16 protein-coding genes are annotated in these 22,417 nt (G+C 66.2%); 11 read left to right on the top strand and 5 right to left on the bottom strand.

What is annotated here, in order from left to right; translation table 11 throughout:
• Positions 1 to 95: 95 nt before the first annotated feature.
• Positions 96 to 422, bottom strand: a complete 327-nt coding sequence (gene trxA, locus CA260_RS17745) for a thioredoxin TrxA (RefSeq protein ID WP_038621456.1) — start codon at positions 420 to 422, stop codon at positions 96 to 98.
• A 722-nt stretch (positions 423 to 1,144) separates the two neighbouring features.
• Between trxA and CA260_RS17740 the strand changes: the two genes are divergently transcribed.
• The 11 genes from CA260_RS17740 to CA260_RS17690 all read left to right on the top strand — a co-directional run bounded on the left by CA260_RS17740 (position 1,145) and on the right by CA260_RS17690 (position 15,577).
• A complete protein-coding gene (locus CA260_RS17740) occupies positions 1,145 to 2,845 on the top strand; it encodes a DEAD/DEAH box helicase (RefSeq protein ID WP_111984319.1) in 1,701 nt (566 codons plus the stop codon).
• Positions 2,846 to 2,984: 139 nt separating this feature from the next.
• Positions 2,985 to 3,662 (top strand): cell division ATP-binding protein FtsE, encoded by a 678-nt coding sequence (gene ftsE / locus CA260_RS17735; RefSeq protein WP_111984318.1) that lies wholly within the window; start codon positions 2,985 to 2,987, stop codon positions 3,660 to 3,662.
• Positions 3,659 to 4,651: a permease-like cell division protein FtsX gene (gene ftsX / locus CA260_RS17730; RefSeq protein WP_425479748.1), complete on the top strand. Its 993-nt coding sequence runs from the start codon at positions 3,659 to 3,661 to the stop codon at positions 4,649 to 4,651. The genes ftsE and ftsX overlap by 4 nt, the downstream gene beginning before the upstream one ends.
• A gap of 144 nt (positions 4,652 to 4,795) precedes the next feature.
• A complete protein-coding gene (locus CA260_RS17725; RefSeq protein WP_111984317.1) occupies positions 4,796 to 5,638 on the top strand; it encodes a response regulator in 843 nt (280 codons plus the stop codon).
• Positions 5,635 to 6,336, top strand: a complete 702-nt coding sequence (gene ung / locus CA260_RS17720) for a uracil-DNA glycosylase (RefSeq protein ID WP_111984316.1) — start codon at positions 5,635 to 5,637, stop codon at positions 6,334 to 6,336. Before CA260_RS17725 ends, ung begins: the two co-directional genes overlap by 4 nt.
• 188 nt (positions 6,337 to 6,524) lie before the next feature.
• Positions 6,525 to 7,382 (top strand): RNA polymerase sigma factor RpoH, encoded by an 858-nt coding sequence (gene rpoH, locus CA260_RS17715; protein ID WP_038621444.1) that lies wholly within the window; start codon positions 6,525 to 6,527, stop codon positions 7,380 to 7,382.
• A 110-nt stretch (positions 7,383 to 7,492) separates the two neighbouring features.
• On the top strand, positions 7,493 to 8,191 hold the full coding sequence (locus CA260_RS17710; protein WP_111984315.1) for a response regulator transcription factor: 699 nt from the start codon (positions 7,493 to 7,495) through the stop codon (positions 8,189 to 8,191).
• Positions 8,188 to 9,618, top strand: a complete 1,431-nt coding sequence (locus CA260_RS17705; RefSeq protein WP_111984314.1) for a sensor histidine kinase — start codon at positions 8,188 to 8,190, stop codon at positions 9,616 to 9,618. Before CA260_RS17710 ends, CA260_RS17705 begins: the two co-directional genes overlap by 4 nt.
• Positions 9,619 to 9,731: 113 nt before the next feature.
• Positions 9,732 to 12,935 (top strand): efflux RND transporter permease subunit, encoded by a 3,204-nt coding sequence (locus tag CA260_RS17700; RefSeq protein ID WP_111984313.1) that lies wholly within the window; start codon positions 9,732 to 9,734, stop codon positions 12,933 to 12,935.
• Positions 12,928 to 14,127, top strand: a complete 1,200-nt coding sequence (locus tag CA260_RS17695; RefSeq protein WP_111984312.1) for an efflux RND transporter periplasmic adaptor subunit — start codon at positions 12,928 to 12,930, stop codon at positions 14,125 to 14,127. The genes CA260_RS17700 and CA260_RS17695 overlap by 8 nt, the downstream gene beginning before the upstream one ends.
• Complete coding sequence (locus CA260_RS17690) at positions 14,114 to 15,577, top strand: efflux transporter outer membrane subunit (RefSeq protein ID WP_111984311.1); 1,464 nt, start codon at positions 14,114 to 14,116, stop codon at positions 15,575 to 15,577. The genes CA260_RS17695 and CA260_RS17690 overlap by 14 nt, the downstream gene beginning before the upstream one ends.
• 661 nt (positions 15,578 to 16,238) lie before the next feature.
• Here the strand turns inward: CA260_RS17690 and tal are convergent.
• The 4 genes from tal to CA260_RS17670 form a co-directional block, all read right to left on the bottom strand.
• Positions 16,239 to 17,192, bottom strand: coding sequence for a transaldolase (gene tal / locus CA260_RS17685; protein ID WP_111984461.1), 954 nt, complete (start codon positions 17,190 to 17,192; stop codon positions 16,239 to 16,241).
• Positions 17,193 to 17,230: 38 nt separating this feature from the next.
• Positions 17,231 to 18,523: an NAD(P)/FAD-dependent oxidoreductase gene (locus CA260_RS17680; protein ID WP_111984310.1), complete on the bottom strand. Its 1,293-nt coding sequence runs from the start codon at positions 18,521 to 18,523 to the stop codon at positions 17,231 to 17,233.
• Between the two features lie 49 nt (positions 18,524 to 18,572).
• Positions 18,573 to 20,741, bottom strand: coding sequence for a primosomal protein N' (locus tag CA260_RS17675; RefSeq protein ID WP_111984309.1), 2,169 nt, complete (start codon positions 20,739 to 20,741; stop codon positions 18,573 to 18,575).
• 460 nt (positions 20,742 to 21,201) lie between these two features.
• Positions 21,202 to 22,320 (bottom strand): DUF3667 domain-containing protein, encoded by a 1,119-nt coding sequence (locus CA260_RS17670; protein ID WP_111984308.1) that lies wholly within the window; start codon positions 22,318 to 22,320, stop codon positions 21,202 to 21,204.
• Positions 22,321 to 22,417: the final 97 nt, after the last annotated feature.

Below are 22,417 nucleotides of genomic sequence, written 5' to 3'. Positions count from 1 at the left end.
GGCGCGGGGGACAGGACAGTCCCGACGGACGAGAAGAAATCTAGCACTGGGATCGCGGCGGCGTAAAGCGCCGCGATCCAGGAAATTCAGAAAACTTAGATGGCCTTGTCGATCAGCTGGGTGAGCTGACCCTTGCTGACGGCGCCGATCTGGGTGGCTTCGACCTTGCCGTTCTTGAACACCATCAGGGTCGGGATGCCGCGGACGCCGTAGTTGCGGGGCGTCTTCTGGTTATGGTCGATGTTGATCTTGGCGATGCGCAGCTTGCCCTCGTACTGCTGGGCCAGCTCGTCCAGGATCGGCGCAATGGCCTTGCAGGGGCCGCACCATTCCGCCCAGAAATCGAGCAGCACGGGCGTATCGGAATTGAGCACTTCCTGCTCGAAGGCGTCATCGCTTACATGGGTAATCAGGTCGCTCACCGGGGTCTCCGAAGGTAGGCGGGATGGGGCTTTCACGACCTCGCGCCCAGCATCGGCTACACTGGGGCGCCCATGAAGCGCGGGATCGTACTGGAAGGAAGGCTGATGCCGTTGCGGCAGGCCTCCATTCCAACGTAACTCGGGGCACGATTCAAGCGATTCAAGGGAGACACTGGCCCTTTCGCGCGGGTGGCATGATGCCCAGAAAGCCCACAGGGGGTGGGGCGTGGCGCAGCCCAGGCTGGTTGCCTGAGCAAGCCACGCACCGCGGTCTGTGGGCTTTCTGGGCATCACCCGCAGGGCCGCTTCTGTATGCCCACCGCTAGGCGTCGCACCATCTCGACAGGCAACCAGCCTGCCTTCGCTGGCGCAACACCTAGCGGTGGGCATACAGAAGCGGTGACACTCGCGCGAAAGGGCCAGTGTCTCCCTTGGGCGGCCACGGACGGCTCCGTTGACATAGGTGAAAGGGTTTTCCTGGCAGGACAAGCCCTTACATGGGTGCAGTCCTTTGACCTATGCCAGCGGAGCTGTCGGATTACCGCCGCTCCCTCCGGCGCCCGCCAAGGCAAGCGTCGCCGGCACGCGCAATCTCACGATTGGGCCTGCCGCCGTGCCCTCTGGCTGCGCCGAACATCCACCTGTTCCTTGTAACGTCTCACCAGCAAGGAGCCGGGCGGTCGCCGCTGATGGCGCTGCCCGTACCAGAGTCTCCATAAGCAATGTCTCAAACCGTACTCACTGATACTTTTTTCACCAATTTCGACCTCCATCCGCTGCTCCAGCAAGGCCTTGACGAGGCCGGCTTCACCCGCTGCACGCCGATCCAGGCGCTGACCCTGCCGGTCGCGCTCACCGGCCGTGACGTGGCGGGCCAGGCCCAGACCGGCACGGGCAAGACCTGCGCGTTCCTGGTGGCGATGATGAATCGCCTGCTCACCACGCCCGCCGTGGCCGAGCGCAAGGACAGCGACCCGCGCGCCCTGGTGATCGCACCGACCCGCGAGCTGGCCATCCAGATCGAGAAGGACGCCAAGGCCATCGGCCGCCACACCGGCCTGCGCACCGCGCTGATCTACGGCGGCGTGGACTACGACAAGCAGCGCCAGCAGCTCAAGGACGGCTGCGACATCATCATTGCCACCCCCGGCCGCCTGCTCGACTACTACAAGCAGCACGTGTTCGGCTTCGACGGCGTCGAGGTGATGGTGATCGACGAGGCGGACCGCATGTTCGACCTCGGCTTCATCAAGGACGTGCGCTTCATCTTCCGCCGCCTGCCGGCGCGCGAGCAGCGCCAGGTGCTGCTGTTCTCCGCCACGCTGAGCCATCGCGTGCTGGAGCTGGCGTACGAGCACATGCACAACGCGGAGAAGCTCGAGGTGGAGACGGATAACGTCACTGCCGACCGCGTGCGCCAGGTCGTCTACTTCCCCGCCAAGGAAGAGAAGATGCCGCTGCTGCTCAACCTGCTTGAGCGCACCACGCCCACGCGCAGCATCATCTTCGTCAACACCAAGGCAGCGGCCGAGAAGATCACGGATCGCCTGAAGCGCCAGGGCTATCGCGTCGGTGCGCTGTCCGGCGACGTGCCGCAGCTGAAGCGCCAGAAGCTGCTGCAGCGATTCCAGGAAAGCCAGCTCGACATCCTGGTGTGCACCGACGTCGCTGCGCGCGGCCTGCACATCCCGGCGGTCAGCCACGTGTTCAACTACGACCTGCCGCAGGACGCCGAAGACTACGTGCACCGCATCGGCCGCACCGCGCGCCTGGGCGCCGAAGGCGACGCGATCAGCTTCGCCTGCGACCTGTACGCGATGAGCCTGCCGGACATCGAGAGCTACATCGGCCAGCGCATCCCGGTGGCGAACATCGAGGCCGACATGCTGGTGATGCCGAAGGCGCGCGAGCAGGACGCCCAGTTCATGGCCGACACGGCTGCCGACAGCGCCGCGTTTGGCGACAAGGTGGAGCAGCGTGGCGAGAAGGACGGTGGCCCGCGTGGCCGTTCGCGCAGCCGTGGTGGCCGCGACGGCGATCGTCCGCGCAGCGACAAGCCGCGCGAACCGCGCAAGCCGCGTGCCGAGGCCCCGGTCGAAGCGAAGCCCGAAAAGCCCATGGCACCGGAGGCCAACCCGGCCGAAAACGCCGAGGGCGATGGTGCTGCGCGCAAGCGTCGCCGCCGCCGCGGTGGTCGCAATCGTCGTCGCGAGGGCGAAGTGGCGACGACGGAAACCGCCGCACCGGTCGAAGGCCGTGGCCAGCGTGGCGAGCGTCGCCAGCAGCGGGAGCGCACCGGCAACGACGCGAACCACGCGCGTCCGTCCCGCCACGTGGCGATCACCTCGGGCGTGCAGGGCGAAAGCGCCCCCAAGAAGGTGGGCTTCTTCCGCCGCCTGAGCCGGTTCTTCACCGGCCGCTGAGCATGGGCGCGCACGGCGCGCCTACGCATGGCTGTCGCGGACTGAATCCGCGGCAGCCAATGCAAACAAACCGCCTGACCTTCGCGCGTGCTTCCCTTATCCTTGTCGCCAATGCGACATCCAGGATCGGGGACACGCGGTGATCCGCTTCGACCAAGTCAGCAAGCGCTATGAAGGTGGCCATGAGGCCTTGTCGCAGCTTTCCTTTGAAGTGGCGGCCGGCGAGATGGCCTTCGTCACCGGTCACTCCGGTGCGGGCAAGAGCACGCTGCTCAAGCTGCTCGGCCTGATCGAGCGTCCGTCGCACGGCAACATCACGCTGGACGGGCAGAACCTCGGCAAGGTCGGTCGCAGCGGCATTCCGAAATTGCGTCGTCGCATCGGCATGGTGTTCCAGGATCACCGCCTGCTGATGGACCGCACCGTGTTCGCCAACGTCGAGCTGCCGCTGATGATCGGCGGCATGGCGCCGGGCGATCGCAGCAAGCGCGTGCGTGCGGCCCTCGAGAAAGTGGGGCTGCTTTCCTACGAACGCCAGTTGCCCGCCACGCTCTCGGCGGGCGAGCAGCAGCGCGTGGGCATTGCGCGTGCCATCGTGGCCAAGCCGATGCTGCTGATCGCCGACGAACCCACCGGCAACCTCGATCCGACGCTGGCGGTGGAAATCATGGGCCTTTTCGCCGAATTCCAGCAGGTGGGCACCACCGTGCTCGTCGCCAGCCACGACCTGCCGTTGATCAAGCGCATGAAGAAGCGCGTGGTGGTACTGGACCACGGGCGCCTGGTGGCCGATATCGCTTCCGAGGAGGTCCTGTGAACACGCAGACCGACATTCCGCTCAACGAAAGCCCGTTGCTCTCGGAAACGCACGGGCGAGGCGGTCGCCATCGCGCGCGGCCAGTGGCGAGCTGGCGCGAGCATCATGGCTGGAGCGCGGCGGCGAGCCTGCGTCGATTGATGTCGCGTCCGGTCGGCACGCTGCTCACGGTGGCGGTGATGGCGATCGCACTGGCCTTGCCGCTCACCTTCTACCTGCTGCTCGGCAACGTGCAGAAGATGGGCGAGGCGCTGGGCCAGAACCAGACCATCAGCGTGTTCCTGCAGCCCAGCCAGAGCGCGGCGTCCGCCGACCTGATGGCCAAGAAGCTGCGTGACCACGCGAGCGTGGCCGCGGTGACGGTCAAGACCCCGCAGCAGGGCATGGACGAGCTGGCGAAGATGCAAGGTTTCTCCGGCGCGCTGCATACGCTGGACGCCAACCCGCTGCCCTACGTGCTCGAAGTGCTGCCCAAGCCCGACGCCACCGCCGACAGCGTCGACAACCTCGTGTCCGACGTGCGTGGCATGCAGGGCGTGGACCAGGTGCAGGATGGCGGCACCTGGCGCCAGCGCCTGGAAGCCCTGCTTGGCGTGGGCGAGCGCGCGGTGCTGATTCTCGCCGTGTTGCTCGCGGTGGCGGTGCTGCTGGTGGTGGGCAACACGGTGCGCGTGGATATCGCCAGCCGCAGCGAGGAAATCGGCGTGCTGATGCTGGTGGGCGCGAGCCGCGCTTTCGTGCGCCGCCCCTATCTTTATGCCGGTATCTGGTACGGCCTCTTCGGCGGCGTGCTTGCGGTGGGTTTTGCCGTACTGGTGGAATGGGCGCTGGCCGAGCCGGTTGCCCGCCTGGGCCAGGTGTATGCCGGCAAGCTGCAGATCAACGTGCTGCCGGTCTGGCTGCTGGCGGCGGTGCCGCTGGCATCGGCTCTGCTGGGCTGGCTGGGCGCCCGCCTGGTCAGTGCCTGGCAGTTGCGCAAGGCCGCATGAAGCGTGCGCGGGCTCACGTCCGCGCCCAAGTGGTAATGCGGGTGGTGGATTACCGGTGCAAGATACCGGCTGGGATCGCGGTGCGGAGGGTTGCACCCGGGGGACAGGGATAGGGAATCCCGGCCAACAGGTGGATGACAGGGGATGAGTACGAGTTTCAGTAGTCGAGTGATAGGAACGGCGCCCCGGGTGCTGGTGGTGGACGGCTCCAAGGTGGTGCGTCAGCTGATCGCTCGCGTGCTGAAGGCCGAACTGCCGGAATCGGAGGTGGTGGGTGCCGGTTCGGGCGCGGAAGCCAAGGAGCTGCTCGAGGGCGGCGCGTTCGACTTCATCACCATTGCCTTGCGTCTGCCCGACATCGACGGCCTCGAGCTGGCGCGCCATGTGCGTGAATCGGCTGCACAGGCCTATGTCCCCATCGTCGTGGTCTCGGGCGATGTCGACGGTCGCCTGCACAGCCGCACCCTGGGCGAACACGTCACCGACTACTTCGACAAGTCGCTGGGCTTCCAGGCCCTGGCGGAATTCATCCGCGGCTATGTGCGCCCGGCCGATTCGGCCGAAGGCGAAGTGCTGTACGTGGAAGACAGCCGCGTGGTGGCGCTCGCCACCCGTCGCATCCTGGAGAAGCATGGCCTCACCGTGCGCCACGTGATCAGCGCCGAGGACGCGCTGGCGCTGCTGGATACCGCGCGCGAGCAGGGCAAGGTGGGCGCCGACATCGTGCTCACCGACGTCAGCCTGAAGGGCGAACTCACTGGCGGCGACCTGCTCGAACGCATTCGCCGCGAATACGGCTACGGCAAGGGCCGCCTGCCGGTGCTGGTGATGACGGGCGACGAGAACCCGGTCAACCAGGCCGCCTTGCTGCGCACGGGCGCCAACGACCTGGTCGAGAAGCCGATCGAGGAAAAGCTGCTGATCACCAAGCTGCTGTTCCAGTTGCGCGTGTCGCAGCACCTGCGCGAACACGACGAGGCGGCATGACCGAGGACCGCGTGAAGCTGGAGCCGTCCTGGAAGGAGCGCATCGGCGACTACCTCGGCCGGCCGGACATGCAGGCGTTGTCGGCCTTCCTGCGCACGGAGAAACAGGCCGGCAAGGTGATCTACCCGCCGGGGCCGGAAATTTTCGCCGCCTTCGACCACACGCCGTTCGATGCCGTGCGGGTGGTGATCCTCGGGCAGGACCCGTACCACGGCCCGAACCAGGCCCATGGCCTGTGTTTCTCCGTGCGGCCGGGCGTGCAGACGCCGCCGTCGCTGCAGAACATCTTCAAGGAGATCAACCGGGATCTAGGCATCGCGCCGCCGGACCACGGTTGCCTCACGCCCTGGGCGGATCGCGGCGTGCTGCTGCTGAACGCCACGCTTACCGTGCAACAGGCCGCGGCCGGTTCCCACCAGGGCAAGGGTTGGGAGGGTTTCACCGATGCCGCCATCGATGCCCTGAACCGGGAACGGGAAGGCCTGGTCTTCATGCTCTGGGGCTCCTACGCCCAGAAGAAGGGCCAGCTCATAGATGCCCGCCGCCATTGCGTTTTGCGGTCCGTGCACCCATCTCCTTTGTCGGCGCACCGAGGCTTCCTGGGTTGCGGTCACTTCTCGGCGGCAAACCGGTATCTGGAGAGCCGCGGGGTGGCCCCGATCGACTGGTCCCTTCCGCCCCGCGCCGAACTCGGCTGAAACGGGCTTTTCACCACTGCTGAACCGCCCGCCAGGCACAGTGGAGCCTCCCCTGGGATGCACCACTGGACGTGTGTCCCAAATTCCTGTACTATTCAGTTCATGAAAAGGCCGCGGAACTTGCCGGGGCCTTTAGCACTCCTACCACCCGAGTGCTAAGCTGATCCCTCATTCAGGAGGTTCCACACATGTCTCAAGCTTTGGTGACCGCCAACCTGCCGGTGCCGAGTGTCGTCGGCAGTCTGGATGCCTATATTTCGGCGGTCCATCGGATCCCGGTGCTGACCCAGGAAGAAGAGCAGTCCCTGTCGCGTCGCTACAACGAGAGCGACGACCTGGAGTCGGCCCGCAAACTAGTGATGTCGCACCTGCGTTTCGTGGTGCACGTGGCCCGCGGTTACAGCGGCTACGGCCTGCAGCTTTCCGACCTCATCCAGGAAGGCAACATCGGCCTGATGAAGGCCGTGAAGCGCTTCAACCCGGACCAGGGCGTTCGCCTGGTCAGCTTCGCGGTGCACTGGATCCGTGCCGAAATGCACGAGTTCATCCTGCGCAACTGGCGCATCGTCAAGGTGGCTACCACCAAGGCGCAGCGCAAGCTGTTCTTCAACCTGCGCAAGAGCAAGAAGCGCCTGGGCTGGATGAACGCCGAGGAAGTGCGCACGGTGGCGAAGGACCTGGGCGTGCCGGAGGCGACCGTCCGCGAGATGGAATCGCGCCTGTCCGGCCGCGACATCGGCTTCGAAGCCCCGGCCGATGCCGAGGAAGACGCCAAGCCGGCGCCGGAAGCGTTTCTGATCGACGATGGTGCCGACCCGTACGACAACGTGGCCGACGCCGATCAGGCCGACAACCAGCTCGACACGCTGTCGACCGCTCTGCAGAAGCTGGACGAGCGTTCGCGCGACATCATCCAGCGCCGCTGGCTGAACGAAGACAAGGCCACGCTGCAGGATCTTGCCGATGAGTACGGCGTCTCCGCCGAGCGCATCCGCCAGGTCGAGGCCAACGCCATGAAGAAGATGCGCTCGCTGTTTGCCGCGTAACCGCATCGAACGGCGTAACATGCCAACGGCCCCGCTCGGGGCCGTTGGTTTTTGCGGGGCAGGGAAGGCTCCGCGTTCCTGTCACTGGATACGCGCATAGCCTCCTAGCCATGGCCCGAGTGCTGGTCATCGAAGACGACGAAACCACGGCGCGAGAAATCGTCGCCGAGCTCAGCGTGCACGGCATGACCGCCGAATGGATAGCCAATGGGCGCGAAGGGCTCGAACGTGCCTGCCAGGACGGCTACGACCTCATCACGCTGGATCGCATGCTGCCCGGCATGGATGGCATCGACGTGGTCGCCGAATTGCGCCGCGCGCAGGTCGACACGCCCGTGTTGATGATCAGCGCGCTGAGCGATGTGGACGAACGCGTACGCGGACTGCGTGCGGGCGGTGACGACTATCTCACCAAGCCGTTTGCGCCGGACGAGATGGCCGCCCGGGCGGAAGTGCTGCTGCGTCGGCGGCAACCGCAGGCCGTGCAGCGATTGCGCGTGGCCAATCTCGAACTGGACCTGGTGAGCCATGTCGCCTACCGCGACGGCCAGCCGCTCACGCTGCTGCCCACCGAATACCGCCTCCTGGAGTTCCTCATGCGCAACTCCGGCCAGGTGCTCACGCGTTCCATGATCTTCGAGACCGTGTGGGGCTTTCATTTCGACCCCGGCACCAACGTGATCGACGTGCATATCGCGCGGCTGCGCCGCAAGATCGATACGGCCGGCCAGCCGCCGCTCATCCACACCGTGCGCGGCACCGGCTACATGCTGACGGCCGCGCAGGAAACCGCATCGGTGACGCCATGAACGCGCGCCCCAACGCCTGGCATTCGGCCACGTCGCGACTGATCCTGATCTATGGCGCGCTGTTCGCGCTGTGGGGCTTCGTGCTGGTTGGCGTGATCCAGTGGGAAACCACGCGCTATCTCAACAACGTGATCGACCAGATGCTGCTGCAGCGCATGCACTACATCGGCTCGACCGAACCCGATCGCCTGCCGGCGACGGTGGATGCGGCGAGCAAGATCGATCCGCACGGCATCATGTCGGTCGGCCTGTTCGACCACGAGCATCGTCCGCTGGCGGGCAACATCGACAACCTGCCGCGCGCATTGCCGCGCGATGGGCTGGTGCACCAGCTCGCCCACGGCCTGCCGCGCCCGGATCGCGACGCCGAGCGCGTGCGCGCGCGCGGCCTGGCATCCGAGCTGCCCAACGGCGACATCCTGGTGATCGCCAAGGACACCAGCACCATCGACGGCATTGGCGCGATCATCCGGCGTGCGCTGCTATGGGGCGTGTCGCTCACCATCATCCCCGGCCTGCTCGGCGGCTTCCTGCTGCGGCGCGGGCCGGAGAAGCGCATACGCGCCTTGCAGGAAGCCACCGATCCGATCCGCCAGGGCGATCTTTCCAAGCGCTTGCCGGTGAGCCGCCGCGGCGATGAAGTGGACCAGCTCGCCGGCATCGTGAACACCATGCTGGGCGAAATCGAGCGCCTGATGAACGAAGTGAAGGGCGTGTGCGACAACATCGCGCACGATCTGCGTACGCCGCTCACGCGTCTGCGTGCCCGCCTCTATCGCACGCAACAGCAACTGGAAGGCCAGCCCGAGGCGACCCTGATCGAGGCGTGCATGGTCGACATCGACGCCGTGCTGACGCGTTTTCGCGCGTTGCTTCGCGTGTCGGAGCTGGAAGACCGCAACCGCGCCGCCTGCTTCGACGAAGTGGACGTCGGCCAGGTGTTGAGGCAGGTGCATGAGTTCTATGCGCCGGTGGCCGAGGATCGCGGGCAGCCATTCGAACTGGACATCCAGACGCTGGCGCCGATCCGCGCCGATGCGCATCTGCTGTTCGAGGCGCTGGCCAACCTCGTGGGCAACGCCATCAAGTTCACGCCGCCGGGCGGACAGGTGCGCCTGCGCGCGAGCATGGACAAGCGAGGCCCGCGCGTGGACATCATCGACAGCGGCCCGGGTATTCCCGCCGACGAACGCGACGCGGTGACGCGACGCTTCTATCGCGGCGACAACAGCCGCACGACGGCTGGCTCCGGTCTGGGCTTGAGCATCGTCAGCGCGATCGTGCGCCTGCATGGCTACGCGTTGGATATCGGCGAAGCAGGCACGGGCGCACGTCTCACGTTGTACTGCTATGCGCTCGCGCCGGGTGAAAAGCCGGGCACGTGCCTGTCGCGATCCGTGCCAGAAGTCACGCCTGCCATCGTGTGACAGCCGGTTTGCCGGCAACATGAAATTATCTTCATGCGTCCGGATGATCCGGGCGCATCAGGTGCATGCGAAAATTTGCCGCGACGCATCATTCGCGCACGGAAATCCCCCGCATGCTTGGCATCGTCCGGATCGCGCTCACGCGGCCCTACACCTTTGTTGTCCTTGCTCTGACCATCCTGATCTTCGGCGTGATGTCGGCGGTGCGTACGCCCACCGACATCTTCCCGGACATCAACATCCCGGTGATCGCCGTCGCCTGGCAGTTCACCGGCATGACGCCCGACCAGATGGCCGGCCGCATGAACACGCCGTTCGAGCGCGTGCTCACCACCACGGTGAACGACATCGAGCACATCGAGTCGGAATCGCTCAATGGCATGGGCATCACCAAGATCTTCTTCCAGCCCGGCGTGAACATCGCCACGGCGAATGCGCAGGTGACTGCGGTCGCGCAGACGCTGCTCAAGCAGATGCCGCCGGGCGCGACGCCACCGTTGATCGTCAACTACAACGCATCCACCGTGCCGATCCTGCAGCTGGCGCTGTCCGGCAAGGGGCTGAGCGAACAGCAGCTCGGTGACCTCGGCCTCAACCTGCTGCGTCCGCAGCTGGTGACCGTGCCCGGCGCGGCGATTCCCTATCCATTCGGTGGCAAGACGCGACAGATCCAGCTCGATGTGGATCCCGCGGCGCTGCAGGCTCGCGGTCTCTCGACGCAGGACGTCGCCAATGCGCTCGCCGCGCAGCAGCAGATCAGCCCGATCGGTACGCAGAAAATCGGCAAATACGAGTACGTGATGCTGCTGAACAATGCAGCCGAACGTGTTGCCGAACTGGAAAACCTGCCGATCAAGACGGTCAACGGCGCGACCATCTACATCCGTGATGTGGCCCACGTGCGCGACGGCAATCCACCTCAGACCAACATCGTGCACGTCGATGGCGTGCGCTCGACGCTGTTGTCGGTGCTGAAGAACGGCTCGACGTCCACGCTCGCCATCGTGGCCGGCGTGCGTGACCGTCTCGAGAGCATGAAGGATGCGCTGCCCGAGAACCTGACGATCACACCGATCGGCGATCAGTCGCTGTTCGTGCGCGCGTCCATCAACGGCGTGATCCGCGAAGGCGTGATTGCCGCGGCGCTCACCAGCCTGATGATCCTGCTGTTCCTCGGCAGCTGGCGCTCGACGCTGATCATCGCCACATCGATTCCGCTGGCGGTGCTCGGTTCGGTGTTCGCGCTGTCGGCGCTCGGCCAGACGATCAACATCATGACGCTCGGCGGGCTCGCGCTTGCGGTCGGGATCCTCGTCGACGACGCCACGGTGACGATCGAGAACATCAACTGGCACCTGGAGCAGGGCAAGGACGTGATCACGGCGATCGTCGACGGTTCGTCGCAGATCATCGTGCCGGCCTTCGTCTCGCTGCTGTGCATCTGCATCGTGTTCGTGCCGATGTTCTTCCTGACGGGCGTCGCGCGCTACCTGTTCGTGCCGCTCGCCGAGGCCGTGATCTTCGCGATGATCGCCTCGTACATCCTGTCGCGCACGCTGGTGCTGACGATGGCGAAATACCTGCTGCACGAGCATCCGCCGACCGTGGACGAGCACGGCCAGCACCTGCCGCTGCCGCCGCCGAAGTCGGCGCTCGGCCGCTTCCAGCGCGGTTTCGTCGATCGCTTCGAAGTGTTCCGCGCCGGCTACAGCGGCATGCTCAACCTCGCGTTGCAGCATCGCAAGGTGTTCGTCACGGGCTTCCTTGCGTTCGTGCTGTTGTCGTTCCTGCTGCTGCCGGGCCTGGGCAGCAACTTCTTCCCGGACGTGGATGGCGGCCAGATCCTGGTGCACGCCCGCGTACCGGTGGGTTCGCGCGTGGAAGTGACGTCGGCCGAATTCGCGGACATCCAGAAGGCCATTCGGCAGGTCATTCCACCGGATGAACTGGAAGCCATGGTCGACAACATCGGCCAGTATTCCAGCTCCATCAACACGATCTACAACAACACCGGACAGATCGGCGAGCAGGACGGCGACATCCAGATCTCGCTGAAGGAAGGCCATCGTCCCAGCGCCGAGTACGTGAAGGCGCTGCGCGAGAAGCTGCCGCGGCTGTTCCCGGGCACGGTGTTCTCGTTCCCGCCGGCGGATATCGTGAGCCAGATCCTCAACTTCGGCTCGCCGGCGCCGATCGACCTGCAGATCCGCGGTTTCCATCTCGACAAGAACTTCGAGTACGCGAACCTGCTGCTCAACCGTATCCGCAAGATCCCGGGCGTGGTGGACGCGCGCATCCAGCAATCGCAGGCCACGCCGGCATTCCGCATCGATGTGGATCGCACGCGTGCCGGCGTATTGGGCCTGACGGAGCAGGACGTCACCAGCAGCCTCGTGGCCGACCTCTCGGGCACGTCGCAGGTATCACCGACGTTCTGGCTCAATCCCGACAACAACGTCACCTATCCGATCTCGGCGCAGGTGCCGCAGTACCGGCTCGACTCGCTGGCGTCGCTCGCCAACCTGCCGATCACCGCCAGGAACGGCGGCAATCCGCAGGTGCTTGGTGCGCTGGCCGACGTGTCGCGCACGCATAGCAACATGGTCGTGAGCCAGTACAACATCCAGGCGATGGTGGAGATCTATGCCACCACGCAGGGGCGCGACCTCGGCGCGGTGGCCGGTGACATCCAGCAGATCCTCAAGGACACCGAGAAGTCCAAGCCCAAGGGCGCCAACATCGCGCTGCTGGGCCAGGTGCAGACGATGAACGCGGCGTACTCGGGCCTGCTGTTCGGCCTGCTGGGCTCGGGCGTGCTGGTGTACCTGCTGATCGTGGTGAACTTCCAGTCGTGGACCGACCCATTCGTGATCATCACCGCGCTACCCGCGGCACTGGCCGGCATCGTATGGATGCTGTTCGTGACGCGCACCACGCTGTCGGTGCCCGCACTCACCGGCGCGATCATGTGCATGGGCGTGGCCACCGCCAACTCGGTCCTGGTGGTGAGTTTCTGCCGCGAGCGCCTGGCCTTCCATGGCGATGCCACGTTGGCGGCGCGCGAAGCGGGCTTCGTGCGCTTCCGCCCGGTGCTGATGACGGCACTCGCCATGATCATCGGCATGGTGCCGATGGCACTGGGTCTTGGCGATGGTGGCGAACAGAACGCGCCGCTGGGCCGTGCCGTGATCGGCGGCCTGCTGTTCGCCACCACCGCCACCCTCATCTTCGTCCCCGTCGTCTTTTCCATCGTGCATGCGCGACGCGGTCGCGCCTCCGATTCGGCTCCTGTTGCCGGAGAACCTGTCCATGTCTGAGCACATTTCCTCTCTGCCGGAATCGACGCCGTCGCTGCGTCGCCTGCGCCTCGCCGCGCTGATCGCTGCTGTCGTCTTCGGATCGGTCGTGGTCGTCGGCGTGACGATGCGCATCTCCGATGCGCGCAGCCTGCGCCAGTGGACCGACGAACAGGCCATTCCCACCGTGGTGGTCACCACGCCGGAGGCCGGCAACGGCAAGTCGCCGCTGGAACTGCCTGCGCAGATGGACGCCTATACGAATGCGCCCATCTATGCGCGCACCAGCGGCTACCTGAAGTCCTGGAACAAGGACATCGGCGCGGTGGTGAAGGCCGGCGACGTGCTTGGCGAGATCGACACGCCGGACCTCGACCAGCAGCTGCTGCAGGCGCAAGCGGATCTCGCCAGCGCCAAGGCGAACTCGGCGCTTGCGGCCACCACCGCCAAGCGCTGGCAGGTGCTGCACCAGACCGATCCCGACTCCGTGTCGCAGCAATCGGTGGACCAGTACAACGGTGACTACGCCGCCAAGCAGGCCCAGGTCAATGCGGCGCAGGCCAATGTCGACCGGCTGAAGGCGCTGAAATCGTATGCGCGCCTCGTCGCGCCGTTCGATGGCCGCGTGACCGCGCGCAACACCGACGTCGGCGCACTGGTCACGGCCGACAGCGGTGGCGGCACGCCGCTGTTCCAGGTATCTGACACCAGCAAGCTGCGCGTGTACGTGCGCGTGCCGCAGGTGTACGCGCCCAGCATCCATCGCGGCGACGAGGCCACGCTCACCGTGCCGGAATATCCGGGCAAGACATTCACCGCGAAGGTCGAAGCCGACGCGCGCTCGATTTCGCCGACCTCGGGCACCACGCTGGTGCAGCTGCTGGTGGACAACCCGGATGGCAAGCTGCTGCCCAGCAGCTACGCCAGCATCAGCTTCAACCTCGCGTCCGCCGCACTCGGCGTGCGCGTGCCGGCCGAGGCGCTGATCTTCGATGACAAGGGTCTGCGTGTCGCGACGCTGGACGCGAATGACCAGGTCAAGTTCAAGGAGGTGACCATCCGTCGCGATTACGGCAAGTCGGTGGAACTGGGTTCGGGACTGGAGCCGGGCGACCGCGTGATTAGCAATCCGCCGGATGGCCTCGTCGATGGCGATCCGGTGCGCATCGCCAAGAACCCGCAGCCGGCGGCGAAGCCCCATGAAAAAGCCTAAGCATCTCGCACTGACGCTGGGCGCCACGCTCGCGTTGGGCGCATGTTCGATGGCGCCGACGTACAAGACGCCGGAAGCGCCGGTGGCCGATCACTATCAGCCGGCCGGTCCGTGGACCTCGGCCGCGCCCGCCGACCAGCTGCCTCGCGAGGGCTGGTGGAAGCTGTATGGCGACGCGCGCCTGGATGATCTGGAAGGCCAGTTGCTCGCGCACAATGCAGATCTCGCGGCGGCGCTTGCAAGCTACCAGCAGTCACGCGACTTCCTGCAGCAGGTGCGAGCGGATTTGTTTCCGCAGGTACAGCTGGGCGCGGGCGCCGTGCGCAATCGCCAGTCGGACAACTCGGCGCTGCGTGGCCCCACCTCGCCCACGTGGTACGACACCTATTCGCTGACCGGGCAGGCTACCTATGAAGTGGACCTGTGGGGGCGCGTGCACGACAACGTCGCCGCGGGCCGCGCCTCGATGCAGGCATCGGCGGCCGATCTCGCGTCGGTGCGCCTGAGCCTGGAGGCGCAGCTCGCCGACAGCTATCTCGTGCTGGTGGGCCTGGATCGCCAGATCGACCTGTTGCAGAAGAGCGTGGATGCGTATCAGCGTGCGTTGCAGCTCACACGCACGCTGCAGGCAGGCGGCGCGGTGTCCGGTCTGGACGTGAACCGTGCGCAGACGCAATTGTCATCCACGCGCTCGCAGCTGTCGCAGACGAAGGCACAGCGCGACCTGCTGCTGCACGCCATTGCCGTGCTGGTCGGCCAGCCGGCATCGAGCTTCACGCTGGAAGCGAAGACGGAACTGCCGGCGTTGCCGGTGATCCCGGTGGGCCTGCCGTCGACGCTGTTGCAACGGCGCCCGGATATCGCCGCCGCGGAGCGGCGTACGGCCGAGGCGAACGCGCAGATCGGCGTGGCGCGTTCGGCCTTCTTTCCATCCTTGACGCTCAGTGCGGGCGGCGGTTTCAGCAGCGGTGCGTGGGGTAATTTGCTTACCGCGCCGAGCCAGGTATGGGCGCTGGGCCCGAGCCTGCTGATGGATATCTTCGATGGCGGTCGCCGTCGCGCGCAGGTCGATGCGGCGCACGCAGCCTTCGACGAGGCCAGCGCGCACTACCGCAGCACGGTGCTTACGGCGTTCCAGCAGGTGGAAGACAACCAGTCGTTGCTCAACAACTATGGCAATGCGTTGGTGGACCAGAGCGACGCGGCCAAGGCGGCAGATCACACGCTCAATCTGTCGACGGCGTTGTACAAGCAGGGCGCCAACAGCTATCTCGATGTGGTGACGGCACAGGTGGCGTCGCTGGATGCGCATCTCACCCTGCTGGGGCTGCAGACGAACCAGCTGCGCGCGAGTGTGGGGCTGGTGCGGGCGCTGGGTGGTGGTTGGGAGAGTGGGGATATGTCGCCGGAGGTGTTGGCGAAGGATGCGAAGGCGCAAGCGAAGAAGTAGGTGCTTCTCCTCGCGTTTTTGTAGGAGTGCACCCAGTCCGCGATCGCTTTCCGCGCCGGGCTGCGCTCTTCGTCTCTCTGCTGTGAGCGGTCACGGTGATTTGGTTGTTGTGCTTTAGCAACCTGGCTCGCCTGCGACCGAAGGGAGTCCCGTGGGGCGGCGGGCTTCCGTCCTTCTGCCGAAGGCCGGGTCACTTTTCTTTGCTTGCTCACGCACGCGCAGGAGCGCGTGCGAACGGCGAAGCCGGCCCGAAGGGCGAAGGGCAGGATGCCCTGAGTCAAGAAAAGTAACCAAAAGAAAGAGCACTCCGCTTTGGCGCTGGCTGGGCTTACAGCCCAGCCAGTCCGTGAGGGACGGCCGGGCTTTTCGACCGGGCTCCTGCGCGGACGAAAAGTGCCCGACGTCCTGTCGGGCACCCCTGCGGGGCCTATTCGTCCACCCCTCACCGCCACACAGGGTTTCAATGACGGCTCGTGCCGCGGAGCGGCACATCGCGTTGAAGAGATGTGGTCGCAGTTTCTTTGTAGGAGCGCACCCAGTGCGCGACCGCAGCGGTCATCGTCGACGCCGATCGCGCACTGGGTGCGCTCCTACAAGGGAGCGGCGAAAAAAAACGCCCCGTAACCGGGGCGTTTTTTTTCATTCCCAATGGAAAACCCGCTTACAGCTTCTTCGCCAGCAACGCTTCCAGCTTGCGCTGGTCGACGGCGAACTTGCGGATGCCGTCGGCGAGCTTGTCGGTGGCCATGGCGTCTTCGTTATGGCCCCAGCGGAAAGCGGCTTCGGTGAGCGGGGTGACCTTGGCTTCGCGGGTACCGTCGTCGTTCAGTGCGCGCGGCAGCGGCGACTGCTCCTGCTGCAGTTTGTCGAGCAGGTCGGGGCTGATGGTGAGGCGGTCGCAGCCGGCGAGGGCCTGGATCTGGCCGATGTTGCGGAAGCTGGCGCCCATCACCACGGTGTCGAAGCCGTGCTTCTTGTACCAGGCGTAGATGCGGCGCACCGACTTCACGCCCGGGTCTTCTTCCGGCGCGTAGCTCTTGGTGTCGGTGTTGGCGACGTACCAGTCCATGATGCGGCCGACGAACGGCGAGATCAGGAATACGCCGGCTTCGGCGCATGCCACGGCCTGCTCGAACGAGAACAGCAACGTGAGGTTGCAGTTGATGCCGCGCTTCTCCAGCTGCTCGGCCGCGCGGATGCCTTCCCAGGTGGACGCCATCTTGATGAGGATGCGATCGCGCTTCACGCCGGCTTCTTCGTACAGCGCGATGAGTCGCTCGGCCTTGGCGATGGTGGCGTCGGTGTCGAACGAGAGGCGCGCGTCGACTTCGGTGGACACGCGGCCCGGCACCAGCTCGACGATCTTGCGGCCCACGGCGACCGCGAGGTGGTCGCTGGCGTCGATCAGCTGCTGCTCGCGCGAGTTGCTCTCGGACTTGGCGCGCTGCACCGATTCATCGATTAGCGGTGCGTACGCCGCCGATTCCGTCGCCTTCAACAGCAGCGAGGGATTGGTGGTGGCGTCCACCGGGTGATAGCGGGCGATGGCGTCGATGTCACCGGTATCGGCGACGACGGTGGTGTACTGGCGCAGCTGTTCGAGTTGGGAAGACACGGCGTGGTCCGGCTGGAAAAGACGTCCATTGTCCACGGCTAGGCGTCCCGGGGCAAAGTCGCCGTCTCATCGCGGCCGGTGACGATGCGGGCGTGACGCTGGTAGGTCCAGTACGCCCAGGCCCAGTCAAGCATGACGACCAGGCGGTTACGGAAGCCGATCAGGAACGCGATGTGTGCCACCAGCCACACCCACCAGGCGAGCAGGCCGGAGAGTTTCAGACGGCCAAACTGCGCGACGGCGGCCATGCGGCCGATGGTGGCCAGCGAGCCGTCGTCGCGATAGCGGAACGGCGGGCTGGTCTTTCCCTGCCAGCGAGCCTTGAGTGCTGCGGCCACATGGCGGCCCATCTGCTTGGCGGCCGGTGCGACGCCCGGTACCGGCTTGCCGTCGGGCTGGGTGACGCTGGCGAGGTCGCCGATCACGAACACTTCCGGATGGCCGGGCACGCTGAGGTCCGGCTCGACCAGTACGCGTCCGGCACGATCCACGGGTGCGCCGAGGCGGCTGCCCAGCGGTGAGGCGGCGACGCCGGCCGCCCACAGCACGGTGCGCGCGGCGTGGGGTGTATCGCCGAGCATGACGCCTTGGCCGTCGATCCGCGTGACCGCCGTGCCCAGGCGCACTTCCACGCCAAGTTTTTCCAGTTGCCGACGTGCTTTTTCCGAGAGCTCGGGCGCGAAAGCCGGCAACAGGCGAGGGCCGGCTTCCACCAGCAGCACATTGGCGCGGCGCGGATCGGCGCGGCGGAATTCGCGGGGCAGCGTGTGACGCGCGATCTCCGCCAGCGTGCCGGCGAGTTCCACGCCGGTCGCGCCGCCGCCGACCACCACGAAGTTGAGCCAGGCCTGCCGTTGCGCGGGATCGTCCTCGCGCTCGGCGCGCTCGAAGGCGAGCAGCACGCGGCGGCGGATGGTGAAGGCGTCATCCAGTGTCTTCAGGCCTGGCGCATGGCGCTCCCAATCGTCATGGCCGAAGTAGGCGTGTGTGGCGCCGGTGGCGACGACCAGCGCGTCGTAGCCGAGCGTGCCGTGGCCGAGCGTCACGCAGCGTTGCGCGAGATCGACGTCGAGCGCTTCATCCATCAACACGGTGACGTTGGCCTGGCGTCGCAGGATCTGCCGCAACGGTGCGGCGATGGAAGGCGCGGAAAGCCCCGCCGTGGCGACCTGGTAAAGCAGCGGCTGGAACAGATGATGGTTGCGCCGGTCGATCAGGGTGACGCGGGCGTTCGTATCGGCGAGTCCGCGCGCCACGGCGAGGCCGCCGAAGCCGCCGCCGAGAATGACAACGTGAGGATGTGAGCCGGAGGAGGATGCGTTGCCTTCCATGTGATGCCTCGTGTGAAGTCGGGAATCATGGGAAGTCGCGTCGTCGCCCTTAGTAAAGATCGACGGGGTCGACGTCGAGCGACCAGCGCACGCGACGCGCCGAAGGCAGCGTCGAGAGCATGCGATACCAGGGACGCAAGGCGGTGTGCAGTGCGCTGCGCGTCTCCGCCTCGATCAGCAATTGGCCACGATGACGGCCCGCGCGCAGCGGCATCGGCGCGGGCATGGGGCCGGCCAGTTGCAGCGGTGCGCCGGCAAGCGCGTGGGCGGCGTCGACGAGGAACGCATCGACGTGCTCGCGCTGGTGCGCTTCGGCACGCAACAACACCTGGTGACCGTAAGGCGGCAGCTGCACGCTGCGGCGTTCATCCAGCAGCGTGGCCGCCGCGGCGGCGTAGCCCTGTGCGAGCAGCTGGCGCAACAGCGGATGGTCGGGATGATGCGTCTGCAGCAGCACGCGTCCGGGCTTGCGCGCACGGCCGGCGCGACCGGCCACCTGCACCACCAGCTGGGACAATCGCTCGCTGGCGCGGAAATCCACGCTGTGCAGGCCTTCATCCACGCCCACGATGGCGACCAGGGTGAGGTTGGGCAGGTCATGTCCCTTGGCCAGCATCTGCGTGCCGACCAGGATCGCGGGGCGGTCCTCGTGCAGGCTTTCCAGCAGTTGCTCGAAGGCATCGCGGCGGCGCGTGGTCTCGCGGTCGATGCGCAGCACCGGCACCTCGGGAAACTGCGCGGCCAGCGCTTCTTCCAGCCGCTCCGTACCCTGGCCCTGCGGCTTGAGGTCGGGCGCGGCGCAGGCGGGACACTGCGCAGGCAGGCGCGCGGTGTAGTCGCAGTGATGGCAGATGAGCTGGCGACGCCCGGCATGCAGCGTCATCGGGTGTTCGCAGCGGGGGCATTCGGCATGCCAGCCGCAGGCGTGACAGAGCAGCACCGGCGCATAGCCGCGGCGATTGCGGAACACCAGCGCCTGCTCGCCGCGCGCCACCGTGTCGGCCACCGCCGCCAGCAGCGCGGGCGACAGGCCGTGTTCCAGGCGTTGCGCACGCATGTCCACGATCTGGACCTGCGGCGCGCGGATCGCGCCGGGGCGTGCGCGCAGATGCAGGGCGCGATAACGGCCGGCCTGCACGTTGGCCAATGATTCCAGCGACGGCGTGGCGGAGCCCAGCACCACCGGCACGTCGAGCGCGCGGGCGCGGAGCAGGGCGAGATCGCGGGCGTGGTAGCGGAAGCCTTCCTGCTGCTTGTAGGCACCGTCGTGCTCCTCGTCGACCACGATCAGGCCCGCATGAGGCAGCGGGGTGAACACGGCTGAGCGCGTGCCGAGGATGACCTTGGCCTCGCCGGATCGTGCGCGCAGCCAGGCGCGCGCGCGATCGCCTTCGGCGAGATTGGAATGCAGCACTTCCACCGCGACGCCCAGGCGATCCCGCACGCGGCGCACGGTCTGCGGCGCCAGCCCGATTTCGGGCACCAGCAGCAGCGCCTGCTTGCCCTGGGCCACCACCTGTTCGATCAGGGCGAGGTAGACCTCGGTCTTGCCGCTGCCGGTCACGCCATCGAGCAGGAACGATTGGAACTGGCCGAGCGACGCGGCGATGGTATCGACCGCCTGCCGCTGCTCCGGCATGAGCTCGGGCGGCGTGCTGGTCGGGAGGGGGGCGGCGCCGGCAACGCCGGTCCGCTCGATCAGCCCGGCCTCGTCGAGGCGTCGGGCCGCGTCACGCCAGCCGGGCAGCAGCTCGTGGAGCAGCTCGGCGGTGACCGGGCCCGGCGCCAGCGCTTCGAGCAGGGCGCGACTGCCGCCGCGGCGGCTGCCGGCATCCAGCGCGCTCTGCCCTGCAGCGGTCAACGCCCAGGCTTCTTCCCGCAGGTCGGGGAGCGGCCGGTCTTCGCGCAGGGCCAGTGGGAGCGCGTTGGCATAGGCCTCGCCCGGCGCGCCGAGCCAGTAGTCGGCTGCGCGGGCCAGGGTGGCCATCAATTCGGCGTCGAGCAGCGGGCCGTCATCCAGCACCTTGAGTACCCGCTTGAGCCGCGCATGGCCGACGGCAGACTCCACATTCGTTTCCACCACCACGCCCACGGCCTTGCCCTTGCCGAACGGCACCAGGACGCGGCTGCCCACATCCGCCCGGCCCGAAGCGGCGGGCAAGTAATCGAACAGGGTCGGCAGGGGAACCGGGAGGGCGACGCGTAGGACGGCGGGCATGAACACCTCGTGACGTCGCAGTGTAACCGGGCTGCCATCGCGGGGACGAGGGATGCATGCGCGGGCGAATGGTCTGCCGACGGCCGTTTGCGGGGGCTTGCTGCCCCGCCATCTAGGAAAGGGGGCTAAGTGACTATCGGCATGGGGCTTTTGCGGTTATCCACAGCATCTGTGGATAAGTCTGTGGATCGTGCGTTGAAGGAGGCCCTTCAAGCGCATGAAAACGGCCTTGGGCACGTACTGTTCAACTTTTAACCAGGCTGAAATCTACATATAAATCAGCTAGTTAAATTTTCCAGCAGGCTGGGGTTCATACAATTGCCATAGGCACGGGTCTTGCCTTGACAGGCCTGTGACGCTGTGCAAAACCCCCGTCGGGACAACGGGGGCTTGGCCAGAAAGTGGCTCACGTGCGCGGTTTGTGTGTGATGCATGTCACAAAAAATTCGCGTAGCGAACGTCAATGCGCCAGGCCCAGCAAGGCCGCAAAACCCAGCGCAAAACCGATCAGCCACGAGTAGCACCAACCGATGAACAGGTACTTCACCGTGGTCAGGAACCAGCCCTGGCGATAGACCCGCTTCTGCATGATCAGCAGGTAGACCGGCACCCAGATCCCCAGCGCCCAGATCACCAGCAGCAGGGGCGTGCTCGCCCAGGCGGCGTGCGGCACCAGCCAGCTGCGCAGGCCGCCGACCAGCACGCCCAGGAACAGGACCAGGAACATGAAGGCGTGGCTGTGCAGCGCCACGATCAGGTGCTCCATATAAAGGCGGCGCTTGAACAGGTACATCAGCTTCAAGAGCAAGGCGAACAGCGGCATCACCACGAACATGGTCTGGGGTAGCACGCCAAAGACGCCCGCCAGGATGCGCTCCTGGGCGGCGGCGCCTTCCTCGCCGCCAACCATGGCACCCCGCAGGTTGGTGCCCATGTGCTCAAGGGAGCGATTGAGGCTCCGGACCATGCTGTCAGGCAGCCAGCTTGATTCGATCTTGTTCTGGTGGAAGTCCCAGCCATCCTCCGTCTGCGCCGCCAGCGGCGCGGCGCCCAGCTGTTCGAGGCGGTGGTTGGCGTGGTCGCGCTCCACGCTGATCAGCTTGCGGATGGTCTTCTTGCCGTGCTCGGCGTTGTCGGCCGCCTTGTCGATGTCCTTGCGCATCGTCTCGAAGCGGGCGCGGACCGCATCGGCGGCGTTGTCCTTGGCGAAGTCGCCGGTGCCGGCGCTGGCTTCGAGGTTGGTGTCGGTGAAACCGACGTTGTCGATGGCGATGCGGGTGACGAAGAAGGCCAGCAGGCACAGCACGAACATCAGGCGGAACGGCGCCACGTAGCGCTGCCGGCGGCCGGCGAAGTATTCCATGGTGAGGAAGCCGGGCTTGTAGAACAGCGGCGGCACCGTGTGCACCACGCGGCCATCGATGTGCAGCACCATGTCGAGCGTGTCCTCGACCATGTGGTGCATCGGCCGCAGCACCGAATGGATCGATTGCCCGCATTCGTGGCAAAACTCGCCCTGCATCGGCGCGCTGCAGTTGGCGCAGTACAGCCCCTCGAACGACACCAGTTCCTTCTTCATGCGTCCCCCTGACTCAATCAGCCAAAGATCTTGGCACAAGAGGGCGATATCGGCACGGCCTGCAGGCGTGCTGCGATCCACGCTGTCGGGAGGCTGC

This window comes from Dyella jiangningensis, assembly GCF_003264855.1.
GTDB classification, from domain to species: Bacteria; Pseudomonadota; Gammaproteobacteria; order Xanthomonadales; family Rhodanobacteraceae; genus Dyella; species Dyella jiangningensis_C.
Note: the sequence above shows the minus strand (reverse complement) of the source record. Positions and strands in the feature narration are given on the sequence as shown.